Origin of the sequence: Prosthecobacter sp. (assembly GCF_034366625.1) — a bacterium.
In the GTDB taxonomy this organism is placed as follows: Bacteria; Verrucomicrobiota; Verrucomicrobiia; order Verrucomicrobiales; family Verrucomicrobiaceae; genus Prosthecobacter.
The window spans coordinates 51,756-75,237 of sequence record NZ_JAXMIH010000001.1 but is presented as its reverse complement, the minus strand read 5'-3'; the positions used below and the strand labels follow the sequence as shown (position 1 = coordinate 75,237).

The 23,482-nt window shown below is 58.3% G+C and carries 24 protein-coding genes and 1 tRNA gene; 17 read left to right on the top strand and 8 right to left on the bottom strand.

Annotation, left to right across the window (positions count from 1 at the left end; translation table 11 throughout):
* The first annotated feature begins 2 nt into the window (after window positions 1–2).
* From U1A53_RS00375 to U1A53_RS00325, 11 genes are all read left to right on the top strand, one after another.
* Complete coding sequence (locus U1A53_RS00375) at window positions 3–1,244, top strand: CapA family protein (RefSeq protein ID WP_322278124.1); 1,242 nt, start codon at window positions 3–5, stop codon at window positions 1,242–1,244.
* Window positions 1,244–2,497 (top strand): glycosyltransferase family 4 protein, encoded by a 1,254-nt coding sequence (locus tag U1A53_RS00370; RefSeq protein WP_322278122.1) that lies wholly within the window; start codon window positions 1,244–1,246, stop codon window positions 2,495–2,497. The genes U1A53_RS00375 and U1A53_RS00370 overlap by 1 nt, the downstream gene beginning before the upstream one ends.
* Window positions 2,487–3,818 carry a hypothetical protein gene (locus U1A53_RS00365; RefSeq protein ID WP_322278120.1) on the top strand — a complete coding sequence of 444 codons (1,332 nt, stop codon included), beginning with the start codon at window positions 2,487–2,489 and terminating at the stop codon, window positions 3,816–3,818. The genes U1A53_RS00370 and U1A53_RS00365 overlap by 11 nt, the downstream gene beginning before the upstream one ends.
* A gap of 982 nt (window positions 3,819–4,800) precedes the next feature.
* Window positions 4,801–5,955 carry a glycosyltransferase gene (locus U1A53_RS00360; protein ID WP_322278118.1) on the top strand — a complete coding sequence of 385 codons (1,155 nt, stop codon included), beginning with the start codon at window positions 4,801–4,803 and terminating at the stop codon, window positions 5,953–5,955.
* 58 nt (window positions 5,956–6,013) lie between these two features.
* A complete protein-coding gene (locus U1A53_RS00355) occupies window positions 6,014–6,598 on the top strand; it encodes a class I SAM-dependent methyltransferase (protein ID WP_322278115.1) in 585 nt (194 codons plus the stop codon).
* Window positions 6,595–7,371 (top strand): glycosyltransferase family 2 protein, encoded by a 777-nt coding sequence (locus U1A53_RS00350; protein WP_322278112.1) that lies wholly within the window; start codon window positions 6,595–6,597, stop codon window positions 7,369–7,371. The genes U1A53_RS00355 and U1A53_RS00350 overlap by 4 nt, the downstream gene beginning before the upstream one ends.
* A gap of 27 nt (window positions 7,372–7,398) precedes the next feature.
* Window positions 7,399–8,631, top strand: coding sequence for a glycosyltransferase (locus U1A53_RS00345; protein WP_322278110.1), 1,233 nt, complete (start codon window positions 7,399–7,401; stop codon window positions 8,629–8,631).
* A gap of 100 nt (window positions 8,632–8,731) precedes the next feature.
* The gene (locus U1A53_RS00340; protein ID WP_322278108.1) at window positions 8,732–10,249 is read left to right on the top strand and encodes a hypothetical protein; all 1,518 of its coding nucleotides are present in this window, start codon (window positions 8,732–8,734) and stop codon (window positions 10,247–10,249) included.
* A 64-nt stretch (window positions 10,250–10,313) separates the two neighbouring features.
* A complete protein-coding gene (gmd, locus tag U1A53_RS00335; RefSeq protein WP_322278106.1) occupies window positions 10,314–11,321 on the top strand; it encodes a GDP-mannose 4,6-dehydratase in 1,008 nt (335 codons plus the stop codon).
* 6 nt (window positions 11,322–11,327) lie between these two features.
* Complete coding sequence (locus U1A53_RS00330) at window positions 11,328–12,263, top strand: GDP-L-fucose synthase (RefSeq protein ID WP_345786473.1); 936 nt, start codon at window positions 11,328–11,330, stop codon at window positions 12,261–12,263.
* Window positions 12,264–12,280: 17 nt separating this feature from the next.
* Complete coding sequence (locus U1A53_RS00325) at window positions 12,281–13,498, top strand: glycosyltransferase family 4 protein (RefSeq protein ID WP_322278103.1); 1,218 nt, start codon at window positions 12,281–12,283, stop codon at window positions 13,496–13,498.
* On the opposite strand, the gene U1A53_RS00320 is transcribed toward U1A53_RS00325, so the two are convergent.
* On the bottom strand, window positions 13,470–14,543 hold the full coding sequence (locus tag U1A53_RS00320; protein ID WP_322278102.1) for an alpha/beta hydrolase: 1,074 nt from the start codon (window positions 14,541–14,543) through the stop codon (window positions 13,470–13,472). The genes U1A53_RS00325 and U1A53_RS00320 overlap by 29 nt on opposite strands.
* 44 nt (window positions 14,544–14,587) lie before the next feature.
* Window positions 14,588–15,283, bottom strand: a complete 696-nt coding sequence (locus U1A53_RS00315) for a zinc metallopeptidase (protein WP_322278100.1) — start codon at window positions 15,281–15,283, stop codon at window positions 14,588–14,590.
* A 135-nt stretch (window positions 15,284–15,418) separates the two neighbouring features.
* Between U1A53_RS00315 and U1A53_RS00310 the strand changes: the two genes are divergently transcribed.
* On the top strand, window positions 15,419–16,177 hold the full coding sequence (locus U1A53_RS00310; protein WP_322278098.1) for a hypothetical protein: 759 nt from the start codon (window positions 15,419–15,421) through the stop codon (window positions 16,175–16,177).
* Between the two features lie 94 nt (window positions 16,178–16,271).
* Window positions 16,272–16,511, top strand: coding sequence for an acyl carrier protein (gene acpP, locus U1A53_RS00305; protein ID WP_322278097.1), 240 nt, complete (start codon window positions 16,272–16,274; stop codon window positions 16,509–16,511).
* A gap of 142 nt (window positions 16,512–16,653) precedes the next feature.
* Here acpP and rpmF read toward each other — a convergent pair whose 3' ends face one another.
* From rpmF to U1A53_RS00280, 5 genes are read right to left on the bottom strand one after another with little or no spacing between them, the layout of a single operon-like run.
* Complete coding sequence (gene rpmF, locus U1A53_RS00300) at window positions 16,654–16,842, bottom strand: 50S ribosomal protein L32 (RefSeq protein ID WP_322278095.1); 189 nt, start codon at window positions 16,840–16,842, stop codon at window positions 16,654–16,656.
* A 26-nt stretch (window positions 16,843–16,868) separates the two neighbouring features.
* The gene (locus U1A53_RS00295) at window positions 16,869–17,348 is read right to left on the bottom strand and encodes a DUF177 domain-containing protein (RefSeq protein ID WP_322278093.1); all 480 of its coding nucleotides are present in this window, start codon (window positions 17,346–17,348) and stop codon (window positions 16,869–16,871) included.
* A gap of 12 nt (window positions 17,349–17,360) precedes the next feature.
* Window positions 17,361–17,837 carry a pantetheine-phosphate adenylyltransferase gene (coaD, locus tag U1A53_RS00290; protein WP_322278089.1) on the bottom strand — a complete coding sequence of 159 codons (477 nt, stop codon included), beginning with the start codon at window positions 17,835–17,837 and terminating at the stop codon, window positions 17,361–17,363.
* A gap of 51 nt (window positions 17,838–17,888) precedes the next feature.
* Window positions 17,889–18,260 carry a holo-ACP synthase gene (gene acpS, locus U1A53_RS00285; RefSeq protein ID WP_322278087.1) on the bottom strand — a complete coding sequence of 124 codons (372 nt, stop codon included), beginning with the start codon at window positions 18,258–18,260 and terminating at the stop codon, window positions 17,889–17,891.
* A gap of 6 nt (window positions 18,261–18,266) precedes the next feature.
* A complete protein-coding gene (locus U1A53_RS00280) occupies window positions 18,267–19,022 on the bottom strand; it encodes a pyridoxine 5'-phosphate synthase (protein WP_322278085.1) in 756 nt (251 codons plus the stop codon).
* A gap of 158 nt (window positions 19,023–19,180) precedes the next feature.
* Between U1A53_RS00280 and U1A53_RS00275 the strand changes: the two genes are divergently transcribed.
* From U1A53_RS00275 to U1A53_RS00265, 3 genes are all read left to right on the top strand, one after another.
* Complete coding sequence (locus U1A53_RS00275; RefSeq protein ID WP_322278083.1) at window positions 19,181–20,095, top strand: hypothetical protein; 915 nt, start codon at window positions 19,181–19,183, stop codon at window positions 20,093–20,095.
* A 116-nt stretch (window positions 20,096–20,211) separates the two neighbouring features.
* Window positions 20,212–20,288, top strand: a tRNA-Asp gene (locus tag U1A53_RS00270).
* 44 nt (window positions 20,289–20,332) lie between these two features.
* The gene (locus tag U1A53_RS00265; protein ID WP_322278081.1) at window positions 20,333–20,647 is read left to right on the top strand and encodes an MGMT family protein; all 315 of its coding nucleotides are present in this window, start codon (window positions 20,333–20,335) and stop codon (window positions 20,645–20,647) included.
* 6 nt (window positions 20,648–20,653) lie between these two features.
* On the opposite strand, the gene U1A53_RS00260 is transcribed toward U1A53_RS00265, so the two are convergent.
* Window positions 20,654–22,492: a hypothetical protein gene (locus U1A53_RS00260; RefSeq protein WP_322278079.1), complete on the bottom strand. Its 1,839-nt coding sequence runs from the start codon at window positions 22,490–22,492 to the stop codon at window positions 20,654–20,656.
* Between the two features lie 245 nt (window positions 22,493–22,737).
* Between U1A53_RS00260 and U1A53_RS00255 the strand changes: the two genes are divergently transcribed.
* Complete coding sequence (locus tag U1A53_RS00255) at window positions 22,738–23,475, top strand: ATP-binding cassette domain-containing protein (protein ID WP_322278077.1); 738 nt, start codon at window positions 22,738–22,740, stop codon at window positions 23,473–23,475.
* Window positions 23,476–23,482: the final 7 nt, after the last annotated feature.

Genomic DNA, 23,482 nt, shown 5'->3' with positions numbered 1-23,482 from the left:
GCATGATTCTCGCAGGTGACCATACTCCTGAACTTTACGAGACTGCGTTGAATCTCGGCCCGGGCACCGTGCTCTGCGTTTTAGACGGTCCGATACTTTCCGCACAGCATGGACTCAAACCCGCTTTGAAGTCAGGCCCTTCGCTTTATTCGATCTCACTGCCAGAGCGTTTGCCGGGCAGCGAAGGAGAGACCCACTTCGCACTTGCGAGCAATCACTTCATGGACTTCGGTACTGCGGGCATGGAGAAATCCTTTGAGCAACTGAGCATGGCGGGGAGTAAGTTTAGCGGGGCGGGGAAGAATGTCGGAGAAGCGCGGCGTCCGATGGTTTTTGAAAGCGATGGTGTGCGTGTGGGTGTGATCTCGTGCTGCGAAGCACAATACGGCGTAGCTGGTGCGGCAGCGCCGGGTGTGGCTGAGATAGGGCCGTGGATTTATCCAGCACTCGCAAAGCTTCGTGGGGAAATTGATGTGGCGGTCGTCTCCGTTCACGCCTCAGTCGAGATGTCCCCCTGGCCCTCGCCTTATTTGCAGGAACTCTACCGGTCATGGATCGATGCTGGCGCGCTGATTGTGCATGGCCATCATGCCCACCAACCGCAAGGAATCGAGCACTATGGCGGAGGCATCATCAGTTATGGTTCGGCGAACTTGCTGGTCTGCCCTGAACGATGGGCTGAAGGTGTCGATACTTACTGGTCACTTGCGGTTGATGTCGATCTCAACTCGCGACCTCTGCGGGGGCGAGTTTTCTCCACGGAAATTCGTCGGCAGAATAGAATGTTGGTTGCTGAGCCAAGCAACGCTGCTGAGGCGAAATCGCATGAGGATTATATTGCCGCGGTGACTGCTCCATTGTTGGACCCCTCGTTGCTCGAAGCCCTCTGGCAGGAGACTGCCGTACGCTCCCTCATCCGCTTGTATGCCGACCCGTTGCGCGCCCCCACCGGCATCCAGAGACGTTTCAACTTAAAGCAGCGAGTGAAAGCCCTGCGCGCCGGGTTCTTGGAAGCCGCAGGGGCCGTGATCGGGCGTGAAGTGAGCACCGATTTTGTAAAGCGAAGCTGTATGAACTGGCATCATTATTTCGCCTGTATCAGCCATCGTGATGCGATCGCGACAGGACTGGGTGTCCTGAGCGGTGCCGTTTCGGACCTGAGGACAGAGGCAAGTTCAAGTCTGGCCGACAAGTTCATGACGTTTTTTCCCAAGGTTGATCGCAAAAAACAAGGAATGACGTGATGAATATTCCTCAGCTATCCGAGAAAAGGCGGCTGCCGGTTCTGGCAATAGTCGCCAATTCGCTGCCTCCCTACCGCATGCATTTGCACCAGCGCATTGCACGGGAAATGGCCGGGGAAATCATCATGCACACCGTCTGCACTCACGAAGTGGACTACATGCATGCATACGCTCCGACACCGGATATCAAGGCAATTTCATTTGGCCCGGGGCATCCCTTCACCCGGCAACTTAAACTGCGTTATGCGCCGTTCGAGTGGCTCAAGGCTGGGCGCATCATCAAGTGGTTCGAAAGCAATCAGGTGGATGCGGTGCTTGTGCTGGGCTATAATGACGTTGGTCGCATCCGCATTCTCCGCTGGTGTCACAGCCGTGGTGTCCCGAGTCTGCTTTTTGGTGACAGCAACATTCGTGGGGACACTGCAATCGGCCTGAAGGCCGCCTTCAAGAACGTGGTCGTCGGCTGGATCGTTCGGCAGGTGACCGCCTTGATGGTATGCGGTCGTCTCGGTCGCGAATACTGGCAAAAATACGGAGCGCACACGGAGCGCTTGTTTGATTTTCCATATGAACCCGATTATGAATTGATTCGAGCGTTGCCATTGAAAAAAATCGAAGAAGTTCGACAGCGTTTCAATCTTCGCGCGGAACGCAGGAGGATCGTTTTCAGTGGACGCTTCGCGCCTGCCAAGTGCCCGGATCTGCTGATTGATGCATTCATCGCATTGGCTCATGCGCGGCCAGAGTGGGATCTTGTATTCATTGGTGCAGGCGGTGTTGCCTTGGGGGGGGGGGATCGTGGTTCCTTGGAGGCAAGAGTGCCAGATGAATTGAAGGGTCGCGTTGTCTTCACGGGCTTTCTGGAGGAACAGTGGATGGTCAGTGCCATTTACCGTGCTTCCGACGTGCTCTGTCTGCCCAGCGAATTCGAACCGTGGGCACTGGTGGTCAATGAAGCCGCCGCAGCGGGCATGGCCATCGTCGCCACCAACGTGGTTGGTGCTGCGGCGGAACTCGTACGCGATGGAGTGAACGGTCGCGTCTTTCCTCCGCGTGACTTGAGGGCACTCACCGAAGCGCTGCTTGATGTCACCGAGTCAGACCGGATCGATGTATTGCGTGCGGGGTCGGCGGACGTTCTTGCGGACTGGCGCCGACGCGGCGACCCTGTCAACGGGTTGCGGATGGCGCTGAAATTTGCGGGAGTGATCAGGCCTGCGGCGACGGCTTTTTCTGAAAATCATGCAGCTTAGCTTTCTTCTGAGTTCCAAACTTCGCAGCGATTTCCGAGCTGCGACAGCACGGCGGCTTGCAGCACCCGATGCTGCGGCATTACCTGCATCGCAATTGGCGACAGTCCGCAAGCAGTGGACTGATGCTGTAAAGGATATTCCATACTATGCGAATCTCGTGACGAGTGGCCATGCGCCCAAGGAGCTTCATTCATGGGATGATTTGCATCGTTTGCCGATCCTGAGCCGCCCGTTATTGCAGGATCAGCCTGAGTCTTTCATTCGTCATTCCGGCCCGCCCGACAGTTTTATGAAAACGGCGGGATCCACCGGCACGCCGTTGCGCTTGGGCCTTAATCAGTCCGAACGTGACCGGATGCGAGTCGTCAAACTTGCCGAATGGCAAAAGTTTGGCTACACGCCGAGTTCTCGCCTATTCCTCATCTGGGGGCACTCTCATCTGCTGGGCACCGGTTTGCTGGGACGATTGAATCACCTGAAACGCAAACTGGCCGACTGGACGTTGGGTTACAGAAGAGTTGATGCTTATCGGCTAAGTCGTACGTTGTGCGAATCGCATGCTCGTGCATTGATTCGCCATCGCCCTCTGGGTCTCATTGGCTATGCGTCAGCCCTTGATCTTTTTGCCCGTAATACCACACAGTTCCGTGACGAGTTTCGCGCTCTAGGACTGCGGTTCGTTCTCGCAACCTCAGAACCCGCTCCGAGTGAGGACTCAACGGCATTGATCGAGGATCTATTTGGCTGCCCTGTCGTGCAGGAGTACGGCGGTGCTGAATTTGGCCAGGTGGCATTCAAGAATGGATCAGCTCCCTTTGAGGTATATTCCGATCTCAACTATGTCGAATGCGAGTTTTCAACGCCAGACTCGTCCGGTACGCACCCAATCCTCGTCACTACTTTGTATCCTCGGTATCTGCCGCTATTTCGCTATCGGGTGGGGGATGCGGTACAGCGGCCGGAGCTTATGACGCACGGACATATCAGCCGTTTTGAAGTGCTGGCGGGAAGGATAAACGATGTCATCCAATTCGACGATGGCTTCGCGGTCCATAGTGTCGCGATTTTTCACTGTATTCATCAAGAACCTGCGGTGCATAACATTCAAATGATTGTGGACGACAGCGGCATCGAGATTCGTCTCATCAGCACCACACCTGATGACCCGGCTCTGGAAAAAAGAATTCGTGGCCGACTTGCACAGGTTCATGGTCCGCTTGGACAAGCCAGAATTCATTTCGCGGAAGACCTTGTCACGAACCGCGCTGGCAAACGGCTCTGGTTTGTTGATCGGCGTCTCAAAAAGCCTGTGAGGGTTTGACCAATGAGCCTTCTTCACCGTCATTCCATCCCATTTACTCAAGCATCGTGGTCCTGCTCATTGAGAATCCTGGGTATCCGTTTGGATAGGGCAGCGGCGGAGGATGGCCTGGATGCCGAATCTTGAAAACTCTTGCCGTGCCAGTGTGCTTTGGAGCGTTTTCATGCTGGAACGCTGGCTGGAACGCTGGCTGGAACGCATCTGAGCTTTTTCAGCTTTGACTCCCTCGCGCCCCACGGCAGTCAAACCTGGTCAAACCCAGTCAAACCAAGTTCCTTTTCCGCATTTCAGGCTTTCTGCTTTCAGTTTTTCAGTTTGATTGACTCCATCACTCCCCGTGCTGTTGGGACTTCGTCCCCAGTCGTTCCGACTGTCCAAAAAGCGTCCGATCCCTCCGCGTTTTTCCCTGGTGCCTCACTGTTGATGCGCTTCGCTTACCCTTTGGGCTGCCTTTGAGGCAGTCTATCTCCTTTCGGTCGGTTGTGTCGCCCTCCGGGCAGCGTGCCGCTGTCTGTCTCGGCTCTTCATCCTTCGCAGATGCTTCGGAGAACGGACCGCCAGTCGCCTCGGTTGGCTCGTTCGCGCCCCACGCTCATCTCGGGCTTTGCCCAACGCTGCGCGTTGCCTGTCTCGGCTCCCGCCAGTCGCCTCGGCTCAGCATTTCAGTTTTCTACTTTCTACTTTCTACTTTCTTCTTTTCACAACACCTGAGAGCCCCACGGCAGTCAAACCCGGTCAAACCCAGTCAAACCAAGTTCCTTTTCCACATCTCAGCCTTTCAGTTTTCAGTGTTTCAGCTTTTCAGCATTTGACTCCCTCGTGCCTCACACTCGTGTCGCCCTCCGGGCAGCGTGCCGCTGTCTGACTCTGCGCTCGCCAGTCGCCTCGGCTCAGCATTTCAGTTTTCCAATTTCCAATTTCAGCTTTTCTGAAAACCCTCCACGTCATCCCATCCCTTTCGCCTGCCCACGGTGGTCCGAGCGTGGCACTGCCAGCAATGGCGCGGGCTTTGGCGGCGCGCGGCATCCGGGTGGATGTGGCGACGACGGATGATGACGGCCCGGGCCGGCGGCTGAAAGAGGTGCCGCATGGCGTTCCCGTGGACCAGGAGGGCTTTCGGGTGTTTTATTTCCCCAAGCAGACGGAGTTTTACAAGGTCTCCATCCCGCTCTTGATCTGGCTGCGCCGACATGTGGCGGATTATGACGTGGTGCATGTGCATGCGGTGTTCTCCTTCTCCACACTTGCGGCTGGCTGGGCCTGCCGGCTGCGCGGTGTTCCCTTCATCGTCCGCCCTCTGGGCGTCTTGAACACCTGGGGCATGAACAATCGCAGGCGATGGATCAAGACGCTGTCCTTCCGCCTGCTGGACAAACCGGTGCTCGATCATGCCTCCGCCATCCACTACACCAGCCGCCAGGAGGCGGACGAGGCTGCCCGGCTCGGCATCCGTGCTCGTGCCGCAGTGATTCCGCTGGGCATGGATCTGGGACCGTTTTCATCCCTGCCATCGCCGGAGCTGTTCACCGCGCGTTTCCCGGCAACCGCAGGGAGGCCGATCATCCTCTTTCTGTCGCGCCTGGACCCCAAGAAAAACGTGGAACTCTTGCTGGAGGCCATGGCCCGACTTGGGCCTCAATCCGACCCGATCCGACCGAATCCGACCGAATCCGACCCCATTTTGGTCATCGCAGGCAGTGGTGCCCCTGCCTATGTCGCCGAACTCAAGGCTAGGGCGCATGACTTGGGCTTGGAGAAACAGGTGGTCTGGGCCGGTCATCTGGAGGGCGACATGAAGCTGTCCGCGCTGGCTGCCGCCACCGTCTATGTGCTGCCCTCGCATTCGGAAAACTTTGGCATCGCCCTGCTGGAGGCGATGGCGGCCGGGCTGGCCTGCGTCAGCACGGCGGGTGTGGCTCTGGCTGTGGAGGCTGCGAATGAAGAGGCCGTGCTTCTCTCGGGAGGGGACCCTCAAAAACTCGCCGAAATACTGAGGCGCCTGCTGTCCAATCCTTCGGAGCGACATGTTTTGGGTGTTGCAGCGGCTCAACTGGCCCTGACGACGTATTCTTCAGACGCCGCAGCCGAATCGCTCGGGACCTTGTATGGCAGCATCATCCAAATCAAAAAATCCTAGCATGAGCAGTACTTCAGATTATCGCGATTTCGGCTTTCAATCTCCTGAGCCATCGCACATGCACCGCCACTTCATGCCAGCGGTTTTTGCGCTTGCCGGGGAGATCCGGCCAGGGACTCGCGTCCTGGATGTGGGATGTGGCAATGGCTTTACCTGCGGTGAGTTTTTGAAACGAGGCTGCCAGGTGACCGGGATTGATTTGAGCGTGCAAGGATTGGAGCTGGCGCGGAAAACCTATCCTCAAGGGCGCTTTGAAGTGCTGCCAGCAGATGACAATCTTCTTGCCAGCCTTCATGAGGAGCCTTTCGACTTGGTCGTCAGCACAGAGGTCGTGGAGCATTTGTACGCACCAAGATCTTATGCGCGTGGATGCTTCACGGCCTTGAAACCTGGGGGGCGCTTCATCTGCACCACGCCATATCATGGCTATCTGAAAAATCTGATGCTGTCACTCTTTGGCAAATGGGACTTTCATGCCAATCCACTTTGGGATGGCGGACACATCAAGCTTTGGAGCCGTGTGACATTGTCGAGGCTTTTGGAGGAGGCAGGCTTCCAAAACATCCAGTTCAGAGGAGCTGGCAGGCTCCCATTCTTGTGGATGACGATGGTTCTCAGTGGAGAAAAGCCGATGACCGCATGAACTGGGACAACGTCACACCCTTGGTTCTGACCTTCAACGAGGAGCCCAACCTGCGCCGCTGCCTGGAGCGCTTGAACTGGGCGCAACGCGTGGTGGTGCTGGACAGCGGCAGCACAGATGGAACGGCGGCCCTTGCCGCCGAGTTTGCCAACGTGGAGTTTCTCACCCGGCCCTTCGACGACCATACCCGCCAGTGGAACCATGGTCTGGATCAGGCCAGAACTCCGTGGGTGCTGACACTCGATGCGGACTATGTCCTGGGCGTTGGTTTTGAGGATGAACTGACCGCGTTGCCGGAAGAACCTGCCTGCGACGCCTTTTTCGCCAGCTTCCGCTATCTTGTTTTCGGCAGGCCCCTGCGCGCCTGCCTCTATCCGCCCCGCGCCGTGCTGTTCCGTCAGGAGCGTTGTCGTTATGTTCAGGATGGTCACACCCAATTGCTGCACGTCAGCGGGTCAACGGATTATCTGGAGACGAAAATCGATCACGATGATCGCAAGCCTTTGAGCCGTTGGCTGGCTTCGCAGGACAAGTATGCCGTGCTGGAGGCGGCCAAACTGATGGCCCTTGTCGAATCATCCCCCATCAGACTCCAGGATCGGGTTCGTCGCTGGATCGTGGTGGCCCCCTGGCTGACGTTGTTGTACACCCTCTTGGTCCGGGGCACGCTGCTCGATGGCTGGCCAGGTGTTTTTTATGCGTTTCAACGAAGCCTGGCAGAACTGGTCTTGTCTCTCCGCCTGATGGAGGCACGTCTCAGCAAAGCATTCTGAGGTTCCTTTTATCCTATCCCCCAATCAATGTCTGATATTCTTCATGTCACACCGGTGATGCCGGTGGATGAGCTTCATATTGAACACGCGCTTGATTCTGCTGAGCATGCAGGTTCTCTGGTGACGAGTTGGGTGCCATCACGCTTCGAGCATGCTTTGCTGCGTGCTGTTCCAGCTTTATGGCGGAAGGTGCGACGTGAACCTGTACGTCTGCAGCACCGTCGTGTGGTGAGGCACCTGTGGCCTGATGTGCGTCATTTTATGGATCTGCGAGCGCATCTTTTGGAATCAGATCTGCTGGCACATGATGAGTTTTTCCATCGTGTGGATCGAACAGCGAGCGCCTTGGTGGCATCGTCCACTCGCATGGTGATAGGACGTGAATTTGGCTGTGAGCAGACCTTTAAACAGGCGCAGAATCTTGGTGTCACACGTTTATATCACCTGCCCACTGTGGATCACGACACTTTACATGACATACTTAAAAGAGAGCAGGCGCTATTCCCCGACATCTGTAGTTCGACCTTCGATCCCTTTGAATTCCATCCAAAGCACATGCTAAGCAAACGTAACGAAATAGCTATGGCTGACAAGATCATGTGTCCTTCGCAGTTTGTGAAACAAAGCCTGCTTGATGCCGGAGTGGACGACACAAAAATCTCGGTGACACCCTTCGGGAGCGAGCAGGCATGGCTTGAGTTCCCACGTAGAAAAACATCTGGGAAGACCATTTTGTTTGTGGGTAATATTTCCGTGCGCAAAGGGGCTCATCGCCTGCTGCAGATGTGGAAACATCTGGGCGCGTTTCGGACGCACAAGCTGCTGCTGGTGGGGGATATGCATTTGACCTCTTCGTTCTTGAAGGACTATGCGGGCATGTACGAGCATCGGCCACGCATGCCGCGTGAAAACCTTCGGGATATCTATCTTCAGGCAGACGCCTTGGTGCTGCCAGCGCTAGCGGAGGGCTTTGCCTTGGTCATCCAGGAGGCCTTGAGTTGTGGTGTGCCGGTACTGGCCAGCCGCAACAGCGGGGCGGAGGGTTTCCTGAACGATGGGACGGAGGCTCGTTTATTTGCCGCTCAGGACGACATAATGTTGGCCACCACTTTAGAGTGGGCTTTGAGCCACCCAACTGAACTGGAGGCACTGGGGCATGCCGGTCGTGTCAAGGCGCGTGAGTGGACCTGGCGTTCGTTCGAGTTGGTGGTCCAACAGCAAGTGGCGAGCCTGTTGTCTATGAGAGATGTAAAAGGCTGACGAAACGCAGGTGCCTCTGTCCAAGGCCCGATGCTTTCAACTTGTTAGTGTTTCTTTTCTGGTCCGAGCTAGAATAGCATACGCCTACGTCCACCTTTTCATGAACACGTTGCACACTCCTTCCGCGCGGCAAAGTACGTCTGCCAAGCCTGCGCATATCCCTTACAGCGTCAGCATGGGCGGGCTGCGGGGAGCGCGTGCCGGTGCTCAGATGGGCCTGCAGGAGGTTCAGGCGTTTTTCCCTGGGCTGGGCATCATCGGCAACGCTTTTGGACTCATGCTGGCACTGGCCTTGATGCCCGAAAGAGTTCAGGTTCCCGGTGCTCTGCGGGCGTCGGCGATTGTGATGATTCTTGGGCTGGCAGTCGCACCGCTCGCCGCCGCCTGGGTGAATCTGCGTTTTCTTCTCCGCACCGAAAATATCATCGGGTTGGCACCGGTGTACTGGCTCATGCTGGACATGGTCACAGGGAATTATGCGATGGAATATGTGAATCAAGAAGGAGCGCAAACGGCCTTCATCATCATCTCGCTCTGCACCTGCGCTTACTGGTGGGGCACCATGTCTCGGCCGTGGTATCTGCCCGGGAGTTTTTTAAGAATCTGTCAGTTCCGCATCAGCAGTGATGCGCTGATGCCGATCATCCTGCTGTGTTTTGGTTTGGCGATGTTGCGCTTTGCCATTCCCTGCAAGTTTGACGTGGCGCTGATGTTTCACAGCATCACTTCCGCACGCTGGAACGCCCCTTGGACTCGGGGTTCACTCGGAGGGTGGGATGCCTTCACAGACCACCTTTCTTACTTTGGCTACCTGCTGCCAACGCTTGCCGTGGTCATGGCAAGACGCAAATCATGGTTTCATGGAACGACGATCACCGCCCTGCTCTGCGCCGCCATTTTTTTACTCTTTCTCTCCCAGACTGGGTCACGCCGCATCATCGGTGTCTGCCTGGGGGCGGCCTTGCTTTACTGGATTATGGATCAAAAGAAGATCAATCCAGTGAAACTCCTGGTTGCTGGCGGTTCGCTAGCGGCGCTGGTGTGGATCATGCAGATGATGGTCTTGACGCGAGGGGTAGGGATGGGGCAGGTGGGCTTGGAAACTGCGGGGCGAGCGGCTGCTTATTCCCTTCAAGGCTATAAAGTGGGTGGGACGGGAATGGCGGGTATCCATGTGGATGACAACATCCTGAGGCTTGCCCAAGCGGTACAGATCATTCCCGACAAGCTTGATTATGTCTATCACCAGCTAATCGCGTACACGTTGGTGCGGCCCATCCCCCGTGTTCTTTGGGCGAACAAACCGGAAGACCCTGGGTTTTCACTGCAAAAATTGATGAACGCCCAAGCATCACTGACTTTCACCATTGTCGGTGAGTTCTGGATCAGTTGGGGCTATTTGGCGGTGATTCTTGGCGGCTGGCTTTATGGACGATTGGCCACGCTCTCCAGCCCGCTTTTCTGGGCGGCTCCAGAGACCATGGCCCCGATGTTCTATGGTTACATCACCATGACCTTGTTTGTGGGGTACCGTTCCATGGTGGAGGTGCTTCTTTTCTCGTACGCCATGATGGGCTGGTGGTTGGTGACTTGGGTGCTCAGCAAATTCCGAAGGTGAGTGGAATGGATTTGCAGACAGGCATGCGTGTCTGGCAGTCAGAGAAAAAACAACACTGATGACGATGAAAAAAGCACTGATCACTGGCATCACCGGCCAGGACGGCTCGTATCTGGCCGAGTTGCTGTTGCAGAAAGGCTATGAGGTTCACGGCGTCATTCGTCGTTCGTCGAGCTTTAACACCGGACGCATCGACCACATCTACCAGGACCCGCATGTGGATGGGGCTCGGCTGATCCTGCATTATGGCGATCTCGCAGATGCGGTGCAGATGGTGAAGCTGCTGTATGAGCTGCAACCGGATGAAATCTACAATCTAGGGGCGCAGTCGCATGTGAAGGTGTCTTTTGACATCCCGGAGTACACCGGTGATGTGGATGGACTGGGCACGCTGCGCATTCTAGAAGCGATACGTGAGGTTGGTCTGGCGAAGAAAACGCGTTTCTACCAGGCCTCGTCGTCGGAGATGTTTGGCAAGGTGCAGCAGGTGCCACAGACGGAGACAACGCCGTTCTGGCCGCGCTCGCCCTATGGCTGTGCCAAAGTCTTCGCCTACTGGCTGACGGTGAACTATCGCGAGAGCTATGGCCTGCATGCCTCGAACGGCATCCTCTTCAATCACGAGAGTCCCCGGCGTGGCGAGACTTTTGTGACGCGCAAGATCACCCGTGCGGCCACGCGCATCAAAATGGGCCTGCAGGAGAAGGTTTACCTCGGCAATCTCGATGCGAAACGCGACTGGGGCTTTGCCGGTGAGTACGTGGAGATGATGTGGCTCATGCTACAGCAGGAGCAGCCGGATGATTATGTGGTGGCGACGAATGAAACCCACAGCGTGCGTGAGTTCTGCCAGGAGACGTTCGGGATGCTTGGGCTCGATTGGGAACGGCATGTGGAGCTGGATCCGCGCTACGAGCGTCCGGCGGAGGTGGATCTGCTCATCGGCAATCCTGAGAAGGCCCGCAGGCAGCTAGGCTGGGAGCCGAAGGTGCGGTTCAAGGAACTGGTGAAAATCATGGTTGAAGCCGACCTGAAACTCGCGGAACACGAGGCAAGGACAAAGAATCTCTGAAGCATGATGAAGCTGTTTATTTCCGGTCATACGGGCATGGTGGGAGGCGCGCTGGTGCGGCGCTTTCAAAGTGTTCCGGGTGTCACCCTGCTGACCCGCACACGTAAAGAACTCGATCTGGCCGATCAAGCGGCGGTGCAGGCGTTTTATGCCGCTGAAAAGCCGGATGTGGCGATCGTGGCGGCAGGAAAGGTGGGTGGCATTCACGCCAACAACACCTATCCGGCGGAGTTCATCTACGAGAATCTGGCCATCGCGACAAACTGCATTCACAGCGCCTGGAAGTCGGGAGTGAAGCGTCTGCTTTTCCTCGGCAGCTCGTGCATTTATCCGAAGCTCGCACCCCAGCCGATGCATGAGGACAGCCTGCTTTCCTCGGCGCTGGAACCGACGAACGAGGCCTACGCCATCGCCAAGATCGCCGGATTGAAGATGGCGGAATACTACCGCAAGCAGTACGGCGTCATCTATCACTCGGCCATGCCGACGAACCTGTATGGGCCGGGCGACAATTACCACCCGCAGAACTCGCACGTGATGCCGGCGCTGATCCGGCGCTTTCATGAGGCGAAGAATAATGGTCTGGCCGAGGTGCCTGCCTGGGGCACGGGCAGTCCGCGCCGCGAGTTCATGCACGCGGATGATCTGGCGGACGCCTGCGCCTTCCTGCTCAACTTGGAGAATCCACCGGACCTGGTGAACGTGGGCTGTGGCAACGATGTGACGATTCGCGAGTTGGTGGAACAGGTGGCTGAGGTCGTCGGCTATCAAGGTCGCATCGTCTGGGATGCTTCAAAGCCCGACGGCACTCCGCGCAAGCTGCTGGACACCTCGCGCATCAACCATCTCGGCTGGAAGCCGCGCATTTCGCTCAAGGAGGGCCTGGCGCGGACCTATCAGGCATTCCTGGAGGAGCAGCGCTCCGGCAAGCTGCGCGGCTGACGCGTGGCACTGCAATCATGAAAGTTTTGCTGCTCAACCAGTGCTTCCATCCGGATCACGTCGCCACGGCGCAGCATCTCACGGATCTGGCGCTGGAACTGGTGAAACGCGGCCATCAGGTGACGGTGGTGGCCTCGTCGCGTGGCTACGACGACCCCAGCATCCGCTATCCGGTGCGTGAAACATGGCGCGGCATCGACATCCGCCGCATCTGGACGCCCGGACTTGGCAAAAAGGCCAAATGGCGGCGGCTGATCGATTTCGCGATGTTCTGGGGGAATGCGAAACGCATTCTCTTTTTTTTGCCCCGGCAGGACGTGACCGTGTGCCTGACCTCGCCACCGCTGATCTCCACACTCGGCACCGTGGTGGCGAAACTCAAGGGTGGAGCGGTGGTGCCATGGGTGATGGATTTGAATCCCGATGAAGCGGTGGCGGCAGGATGGCTGAAGGCGGGCGGAATCGTCGAACGCACGCTGTCATTCATCCAGAACTGGAGCTTTCGCCGCGCGTCGCGCATCATCGCGCTGGACCGCTTCATGGCGGAGCGCTTGAAGGCCAAGGGCGTGCGCGAGGAGGTCATCCACGTCGATGCGCCGTGGTCACACGATCAGGCGATTCGTTATGACGCTGCCGCACGTGACGCGTTTCGTGCGGAGCACGGGCTGACGGAGAAATTCGTCGTGATGTATTCCGGCAATCACAGTCCATGTCATCCACTGGACACTGTTTTGGCGACGGCGGACGAGATGAAGTCTGATGAGCGTCTGCATTTCCTGTTTGTCGGCGGTGGCAGCGAGTTCAAGAAGGTGCAGGCTTTTGCGAAGGAGAAGGCGCTGAACAACATCACCTGCCTGCCGTATCAACCGATGGAAAAACTCTCCGGCTCGCTCTCGGCGGCCGATCTGCATCTCGTCGTCATGGGTGATCCCTTTGTGGGCATCGTGCATCCGTGCAAAATCTACAACATCCTCACGCTGGGCATTCCGTTTCTCTTCATCGGGCCGGAGCAGAGCCATGGAGCCGATCTGGCGCGGCGCTTGAATGATACCATGCATGGGCGTGTGGCGCATAACGGTGAACGCGATGCAATCGTGAAACAAATCCGTGAGGCGATGGCGCTCGGCCCTCGTCCGGTGAATGAGGCCGCGCAAGCTCTGGGCGCGGAGTTTTCCCATGCGGTGCTGTGTCCGCGGCTGGCTCAAATCATTGAGCAGGCCGCAGCACGCGCTTGATCAGCTCGTAGCTGGCGAAGCGTTCGGTGTCGGGGAAGTCGTGGTCGGAGTCGGGGTGGGCGATTTGCAGGTGTGACTCCGCCTGATGCAGCTTGAACAATGGCAGAGCTGCGCCCGCGATGCGGTCCACACTCTGCCAGCGGAAGTTCGCATCCTTGAGCGGGGCGTTCACATAGACATGGCGCGGGGCAAGGCAGGCGATGAGTTCGTAAAAGTCGAAAGGTACTTCCTGCGGTTTGCCGAGGTAGTCGCCCATCTTTGACATGTAGCGTTCCTGGTTCCAGCCTTTGATGTTGCCGTCGTAGTAATCGAGGAACGAGTCAAAGCCGCAGCTCGAAACGATGACTTTGATGCGCTCGTCGAACACGGCGGTGTAGATCGAATTGTGGCCGCCGAGCGAGTGGCCGATGGTGGCGAAGCCGCGCGAGCTGTCCACGAAGGGCAACGATTCGAGGTAGTCGAGCCCGCGGATGTTGTCCCAGATGGCCTTCATGGTGCCGCTGGGCATCTTCAAGGCTTTCAAATCCGGCTGGTAGTCGGCGAGGAGAGGATAGCTCGGTGAGAGTGTCACGAAGCCCTGCTCGGCGAGTTCGACCGCGTACTGGCGGTGGGGTTTGCCGCCGAGCCCGACGACGACCTTGTGGCCGATCTTGTTCTCGGTGGGGTGCAGGCAGAGCACGGCGGGTGTTTTGGCTCCAGTGAGCGCCGTTTTCGGAATGCAGAGGTAGGCAGGCACCTTGCCACCTGGCTGCGAGGTGTAGGTGATGAGTCGGCGCACGTAGCTGCCGCAATCGACCTCCTCAAGGATCTGCGGATCGAGCGCACAGCGCATCTCCGGGCCGGGCAGGGGACCGGCGATTTGCTGGAAGCCTGCCAACGCTTCCTTGCGACGGCTTTCCCACTCGGCGGAGGTCTTGGCGATTTTCTTCGTGCCGTCGTCTGCCTTGTATTCCAACAGGTTCGTGCGGCTCAGGCCGCGAATTGGCGGAATGTCGGCGGCCAGGATGGAAATCGGGAGGACGAGGGCAAAAAGAACGCGGCGCATGAGGGACATACGCCGCGTCAGAGCTGAATGTTTGCTCCGGCAGTTTAATCGTCGTTCCGCTGACCACCGAGCATGTGCATGACGTAGTAGAGGAACGTGCCAAGGGCGCTGATGAAGGCCGCGACATAGGTCAGGGCGGCGGCGTCGAGCACTTTGCTCATCGCCGCAGTTTCTGCGCCAGGAGCCACGGCACCAGTGTGGGCCAGAATGCGTTTGGCACGGGCGGTGGCATCAAACTCGACCGGCAGCGTGACGAGTTGGAAGAGCATCACCACACCAAAGCAGAGAGCGAGGACCGGAATGGCGATCTTGGGCGCGATGTAGAGCAGCCCCATGCCGACAAAGGGAATGATGCTGCCGACCACGGTGGTGATGCCCACGGCGGCCATGCGCCATTGCAATGGCGCGTAGAGCTGCTGATGCTGGATGGCGTGGCCGCATTCATGCGCCGCCACGCCGAGCGCGGCGACGTTGGTGCCGTGATAGTTCTCCTCGCAGAGCACCAAACGCTTGTTGGTCGGGTCATAATGGTCACTCAACAAACCATGGGTGGAATGGATGGTCACGTCGTGGATGCCATTGAGGTCGAGAATGCGCTGCGCGATTTGCGCCCCTGACATGCCGGAACTGGCCGGCACCTGCGAATAGCGCGCGTAGGCGCCCTTCACACGCCAGGAGGCGAAGAGTGACAGCGCCATCGTGCCGAGGAAGAGGAGGAGGTAGAGAGGGTCGATGATCATGAGTTTGGATGGTCTTTCCCTTTCATACGCACCAATCCGCACATGGGAAGCGTGGACACGTTGCAAAACCGCGTGGACTTTGTCACACAAAATCCCGTGTTGCTTCCCCACCCGCCTGCGATTGAATCCACTCCAATGGAATCCACCCCGTCCGCCTCCCCCGTTCCTCCGCCAGCCGCCGCTGTTGATGCATCGGCATCCATCGTGTGCCGTGTCACGCGCTGGTATTTCCGTCGCATGGGCATGCTCGCCGGGCTGCTGCTCGTTTTTGGGCTCGTGTTCCTCTACGATGGTGTGAGCGGGTATCCCAAGGCGGTCGCCATGGCGAAGAAGAAGGAGTGGTTCACCACCGAGTTCCTGCCCTCCTTTGACACGGCCAAAAAAGAAGGCCGTCTGGAACAGTGGATCGCTGATGCGAAGGCCAAGGGCCTGCCCACCGGCACGGACGGAGAGCCGCCGAGATGGGTGAGCTATGCGGCACAGAACGGCTGGGAGGAAGATCCGAAGCTCTACAGCGACCGCGAGATCGCCGAGCAGTTCTGGTTTGCCTACGGCTGCTTCGCCGGAGCGCTGATCGTGGGCATCGTCGTGCTGCTCAATCGCGGCAAGGTGCTGCGTGGCGAGGCGGACCATTGGGTGACACCCGAGGGCGTCACCATTCCCTACACGCAGGTCTTTCGTGTCGATAAACGCAAGTGGGAGCACAAGGGCCTCGCCTATGCGTGGTATCGCACGAATGGCACGGTCGAAAAACGTGCCGTGATCGATGACCTGAAGTTTGGTGGCGCCGACAAGATTCTGGAACGTCTGCTCGGCCATTTCAGCGGCGAGTTGATCGAAAAGATCAGCGAACCCGGCAGTGGTGAATCCACACCAGAGGAACTTCAGCCATGACGTTGTTTTGCATCGTTTGAAAAAGGCCGGATTTTCCCCTTGCCAAAGCAAAGGCAGCCGCTAAAGCTCCGCCCCATCTCACCACCCCCTATCTATGGCAGAAAACATCACAGAAAAAGTCAGAGACATCATCGTTGAACAGCTCGGCGTGAACCCCGAGCAGGTCACCCCCGAAGCCAAGTTCATCGAAGATCTCGGCGCCGACTCCCTCGACACCGTCGAGCTGGTGATGGCCTTCGAGGACGAGTTCGGCATCGACGTGCCGGATGAAGAAGCTGAAAAACTCCAGTCCGTTGGCGACGTCGTCCGCTACGTCGAAGAAAACGCCGAGTAACCTCGCGCATCAACCCATTTCGAGGAAGCCAGATGGTCGTCCATCTGGCTTTTTTGTTGGCTGTGATGTTTGCGGGCAAAACAAAAACCCCGCCGCGTCGTGAGACGCAGCGGGGTTGATGAAAAAAAGAAAGGGGAGGGGATCAGCTTTCGCCGGCGACCTTGCTGATCACCTGACGGCCGCGGTAGTAGCCGCAGGAAGGGCAGGCGACGTGGCCGGGGACGGTGGTGCCGCATTCGGGGCAGCTCTTAAGGGTGGGCGCCTTCCAGCGGTTTGCGCCTTGACGCATGCGTTGGCGGCTCTTGGATTGTCTGCGCTTCGGATTGGCCATGAGAGTTGTCGGGTGGGGGGTCTGGTCTAGTTCAACTTGTTTAAGGCTTCCCACACACCCGGGCCCGCACTTTGAGGTTCTTCTTCGGCTGTTTCCAGCGCGGGTTCAAACCTGCCTTCGGCGGGACACTGACGAGGCCGGACATTGCCGTCCTCACAGCGTGGGTAGCTCGGAAGGGCCAGGAGAGTATCTTCCCGGATGGTATCCGTCAAGTTGATCGTACCATCCTTCGCAATCTCGATTTCGGAGGCGTAATCGGCCAGTTCCACCCGGAACTCGAAGCGTTCCAGGCAGCCGCCGCATTCGAGGCTGAAGGTGGCCTCCAGCCGGCCGCTGACGAGGAGATCGCTGCCGTCGCGCTCCAGATGGAGCTCATACTTCAGCGGGGAAATGGGCTGAACGGGGTCTTTTTCGTCCAAGGCGAAGAAGGCGGGCGGTTCCTGGCCGGAGATGTCTTTGCCTCCCTCGGGGATGGAGCGCAGGTCGATTTGAAAGGGGCGGTGCATGGGAAAGGGGGGTTATTGAAGCTTGGACCGCAACGCCAGCGCCACGTTTGGAGGAACGAACTGATCAATGTGGCCACCCAGACGGCAGATTTCTTTCACCAAACGGCTGCTGATATAGGTGTACTCTTCGCGGGGCATGAGGAACAGGGTTTCGAGGTTCGGTTCCAATTTACGATTCATGAGGGCGAGTTGGAACTCGAATTCGAAGTCGGATACCGCGCGAAGGCCGCGCACGAGGGCGATGGCCTTGTGTTTGCGGGCAAAATTCACCAGCAGGCCCTCGAACGGCATGACCTCGATGCCATTGATCTCGGCGGTGGCGGAGCGGATGAGCTCGACGCGTTCCTCCACACTGAAGAGGCTCTGCTTCGTATTGTCCCGGGCCACGGCGATGATGAGATTGTCAAAAATGCCCGCCGCACGCTGCAACACGTCGAGGTGGCCGTTGGTGATAGGGTCAAAGCTGCCGGGATAGATCGCGCGTCGCATGATATTCTGAGCGGATTGTAGCGGCTGCGGCAGTGTGTGAAAAGAGAAAGCTCACGCCAGCAAAACCTGCGCCATGGCCAGCTCACGGGTATGTGTCAGGCTCACGAGGCAGGAGGCGTCGCCGGCGTGTTCTTTGGCCATGCCATGCAGGGTGATCATCGGTTTGCCACTGGTCTCGCGCACGACTTCGATGTCGGTCCAGTTCACGCCTTCGGCCCAGATGCCGGTGCCGAGGGCCTTGGCCACGGCCTCTTTGGCGGCGAATCGTGCCGCGTAGTGCATCGCCGGTTCAGCGCAGGCATCGCAGTAGGCGATCTCCGCCGCCGTGAAGGTGCGCTCTTTGAAGCGCTGGCCGTGCTTTTCCAGCAACTCGCGGATGCGGGACACCTCGACGAGATCAATGCCGATGCCGGTGGGTTTCATCGGTGTTCAGTCGCGATAGGTCGCCATGACCGCCAGCATTTCTTTCACCGCTTCACGCAGGCCGATGAACACGGCACGCGAAACAATGTGATGACCGATGTTCAACTCCGCGAGATGCGGAACGGCCCAGAGGTCGGGAAGATTGCTCGTCGTGAGCCCATGCCCGGCATTGATTTGCAGGCCCAGCTCATGTCCCAGCTCGGCCGCCGCGCACAGACGCCGCACCTCGGCGGCACGTTCGGCACCGGTGTGATTGGCGAAGGTGCCGGTGTGCAGTTCGATCATGGCCGCGCCGATTTCGGCGCTGGCGCGCACTTGTTCGAGGTCCGGGTCGATGAACATGCTGACGCGGGTGCCGTTGTCGCTGAGCGCCTTCACGGTTCCGCGCAGGGATTCACGCTGGCCCGCCACATCGAGACCGCCTTCCGTCGTCACCTCCTCGCGGTTTTCCGGCACCATGCACACAAAATGGGGCCGCACTTCCAGGGCGATGTCCAGGATCTCGCGGGTGTTGCCCATTTCCAGATTCAGCTTTGTGGTGATCTTGCTCTGCAGCAGCCGCACATCGGCATCCTGGATGTGACGCCGGTCGGCTCGCAAATGCACGGTGATCGAGTGGGCTCCCGCAGCCTCGGCCTCCAAGGCCGCTGTCAGCGCGGAAGGCTCCGCGTTGGGCGACTCCAGCATGGCACGATAGCGTGCCTGACGCAGGGTCACGACATGGTCGATGTTGACTCCGAGGAGCAGATTGGGTTGGGGCATGAACGCTATGTAGCGAAGGCATTCGTGCCCGCAAGCAGCACGTCCTGGTTCCCTTTTGACACACTTTTGACAGAAAAATGTAACTGCCCGCCCAAGAAGTGGAAGTACTGGATCGCTTGCTCATGTGATGACGCATGAGTCATCAATCCCCCACTCTCATGAAATCACTCTTCTATACCATCCTCATCATCGGTGCCGCCTTTCTAGGTTATGATTACTTCCTGGCACCTCCTGGACAGAAAATGGTCTTCAAAAGCCTCAACCCGCCGAAACAGGCAAAAGTCGTTCCCGTGAAGCCGGTTGAGGAGAAAAAACCAGTCACGATCGAAACAGCGCCCGCACCGGTCAAGCCCGTGGTGGTGGAGACGCCCAAGCCGGTGGCACCCACTCCGGCATCTGCGTCTGTCGCGGTCTCAGCGGGGCCCAGGTTCGATCCCATCGAGGTTCTCACCGGCAACTGGCAGAAGATTCCGCCTTCTGCTTTCGCCCCCCCACGCGAGGTGCAACTGCTGCAGGAGGCCGAGTTCAAGATGAGCGTCGGCGCCAGCAAGGTGGCTGCCGGTGGCATAGCCTTTGCCATCAGCGCTGACAACGGTGTCATCACGTTAGCGCCCACGGCCACGTCACCAGCACGCGCGCAACTGCCCATCGACAGCACAGATTTGAAGATGCGGCTCAATGAAGTTTACGAAAAGTGGAAGATCGTGCGCGCGGCGGAGCTCAAGGCCATTGCGGCAAAGAAGCAGATGTCCTCCGCACAGCATGTCTCTGCCGCGCCCTCCAGCAGCGAGGCGGATGCGAGCGGCAAGCCGGTGCGTGACTCGTCCGGCGCTTATCCGCTGCTCGTTGCCAGCATGAAGCGCGGCCAGGTCACGGAAATCACGCCGGAGAACATCACCGGCTGGCAGGAGCCGCAGCCCACGACGATCCAAGGCAAGGGTGGCTGGGCGGTGAAGGTGAACTTCAATGCAAAAACCGTGTTTGGCCCGCAGCCCGCCGAAGCACAGGCGCTCGTTCTCAACGGCAAAGTCACCGGCTGGTACTTCACCGGCTCCGGTGAAGAAGTGCCGTGAGCTGCTGCTGCGGCGGCAGACGCTTTTGCAGGTGCGTCGATAAAATATCCGCACGTGGAAGTTTCCGTTTGCCAGAGCAATGCATGCGTTTAATATCGCGGCCCTATTCTTGGTGAGGAGCGGTAGCTCAATTGGTTAGAGCGCCAGCCTGTCACGTTGGAGGTTGCGGGTTCAAGTCCCGTCCGTTCCGCCATGAATTTTAAAGCCGCCTGTGCCAGGCGGCTTTTTTCATGCCACATGACACCGTTTCAGCAGAGAGTTTATGAGTTCATCCGCGAAGTGCCGCGGGGAAAGGTGACGACCTACCGCGCGATTGCGAAGGCGCTGCATTGTCGCTCAGCTCAGGCGATCGGGCAGGCTCTCAAACGCAACCCGCTGGCTCCCGAGGTGCCCTGCCATCGTGTGATTCGCGCGGATCTGACGCTTGGGGGTTATTCCGGTCAAACTGCGGGTAAGAAGATGCGTGAGAAATTGGCGCTGCTGAAGTCTGAAGGCGTGGAGTTCGTGGACGGACGGCTCAAAGATTCCGCCAGAGTGTGGCCTGAAGAATGAAGGTGGTTACTTCAGCGGGAATTCATAGCACCGGCGCTCCTCTGGCAGCATGCTGGCCTTGGGGCTGATGGACTTGATCACGCCTTTGGCTTCGTCATGGAAGCCACCGCTGTGGGCGATGGCGGCAAAGACAGCGCGTTGTCCTTCGGTGAGAAGATTCAAATCCATGTACTGAAGATAGGAGACAGCCTGCTGGATGTCATGCAGACGCCAGAAGGCCAGGGCCACGGTGAGCCGGCGCAGATTGTCCTTGGGCTGGGTTTGCAGCAGTTTCTGGGCGTTGCGCAGACACAATTCGATGTTCCTTCCAGCCAGCAGGCTGGTGTAGAGGTGACGTTCAATAAACGAATTGTCATCGGGCCAGCGTTGCACGGCATCCAAGGTCGCTTGCAGCAGAGCTTCGGTGTTGTGGTTGGCCTCGCAGGACTTGATGAGACCGGCAAACGCCTCGCGTTCGATCCGTGGCGGTGCTGAAGCGCGCTGAGCGGCCTTGATGGTAAGACGGTAGGCATCCTCGGCGATGTCGAAATGGCCGCGGTCCTCGCCATACTGGGCGATGCGCAGCAGGGAGGGGTAGCGCCCGTTGATTTGGGCCGCATCCTTGGCGGCGATGAGTTTGGAGCGCAGTTCCTCGGCGGGTTTTTTCAAAACGTAGGCCAGGTGCGCGCGGAACATGGCCACCGTGGTGGGGTCGAGAATATCCGCGACTTTGGGATCATTGACCAGGCGTTCCAGGTCGTTGAACCGCTGGAGCATGGTGAGCGCGTTGAGGTAGTTCTCCAGCAGCCCCTGATGGGCCTTGGCATCCTCCTCGGGCAGGATGGTCAGCACCTGCAGGAATTCACCCTCCTCGACCAGCCAGCGCACAAACGGCAGCAGTTCATTGCGCTTTTTGTCCCGGTACTTCGCCGTGGCCTCCATGACGATCGCCTTTTTGCGTTCCGGTGACTGCTGCACCTCGCGTTTCAAGGCGGTGACATAGTGCCGGTCATCCGCCTTGGGATGTTTCTTGAGACGTTGGATCAGCTTGACGGTGTCGGCAGGTGTCAGGGATGGCAGTCCGCTGATGTACTCCAGGGTTTGCAGGCCGAGCGCGTCATCTTGAGCGGCCAGAGTCCAGAGCAGTTCCATGCCCTGGCCTGCCTCGCCAGGATTGCCAGAAGAGATTTGCACCTTGGCGAGACGCAGTGCGCTCTCCTTGTCGTCGGGATTTTTTTCGGTGTAACTGCGCAGCACATTGAGCAGCGGTTTGTTCTGCTCACGCTGGCCCCAGACATCCTCGGCCAGCTTCATCAGCGCCTCGCTGGGCTGCTCCACGCGCATCAGTTGCTCCAGCGCCGAAGAGGCCTCCTTCGGTCTTCCGAGGTTCATAAGGCAGCGCACATGCATCTGCTCATCGGCGGGGGTGAGGGCCTCGTGCTCCTTCAGCTTGTCATAGAAAAACAGCGCCGTGTCGCGCTTCATCTGCGTGAAGTACTCAAAGTTCAGCCGGATGGCCTCGACGCTCTCAGGAGCCTTGGTGTAGGCCTCCTGCGCCTTCATCACGGCATTGACGATCTGCCCGTTCTCCGCCATGCGCCGGGCCTCCTTCACCATGCTCTCCGCACGCATGTTTTTGTACGAGTTCTTCAGCGGCCTGGCATACACGATGCCAAGGATCAGCAATGTGGTGGAGATGCAGATGATCACGAAGGCGGCGATCCAGCGCGCCAGCGGCGACTGGCGGTCACGATGCGCCACCGTGGGCGGTACCAGCCATTCCCATGCGGCGATGAAGGGACGCCACAGGACAAAGGGTTTCTGTGACAGATCCTTGGTAGGATCAATGTTTTGGTTCCAAAGCATGAAGATCGGCGGCTGGGGGCATGGAATGTAGGTGGTCGGGGTGCTCAGTCACGTTGAAATTTTTTCTGCAACCTGATTGTCAGCAGCCGCGTTCAACGCAGCCCGCACCCTGCGAAAATTCAGTTGAAAAGACCTGCGGACCTCCTAAAGCAGCGATCCGCGATTGAACGTCCGGAGGGGGCGAACAACCAGACGCCTCCCCCCTGTGGCGTCAATCTCCCCAACCAACCGATCCCAACGACGTTATGATCCAAGTTAAGAACCTCATCAAAGTGTTCGGCACCAAGGTGGCAGTCGATGATGTCTCCTTCTCCGTGGAAAAAGGTGAAGTGCTCGGCTTCCTCGGGCCGAACGGCGCCGGCAAATCCACCACCATGCGCATGGTCACCGGTTACTTCCGCCCCACCGGCGGCAGCGTGAAACTCTGCGGCATCGACATGCTGGAGGAGCCGGAATTAGCGAAGCAGCGCCTCGGCTACCTGCCGGAAAACGCCCCGCTCTACTCCGACATGACGGTGGCCAGCTTCCTGGCCTTCTGTGCCGAAATGCGCGGCCTGCACGGCTCCGCACGCACCAAGGCCATCGACCGCGTGCTGGACATGTGCTTCCTCGACAACGTGCGCAATCAGAGCGTTGACACGCTCTCCAAAGGCTACCGCCACCGCACCTGCTTCGCGCAAAGCATCATCCACGACCCCGATGTGCTCATTCTCGACGAGCCGACCGATGGCCTCGACCCGAATCAGAAGCACGAGGTGCGCAGCATGATCAAGCGCATGGGCCAGAACAAGGCCATCATCTTCTCCACGCACATTCTGGAGGAGGTCGAGGCCGCCTGCTCGCGTGCCATCATCATCGACCGCGGCAAAGTCGTGGCCGACGGCACGCCGGAAAGCCTCAAGAAGCTCGTCCCCGGCGCGAACTCGCTCGACGAGGTCTTCCGCAGCATCACGAAGCCCGACACGGCAAAAAAAGCGGCGTAACGTCCCA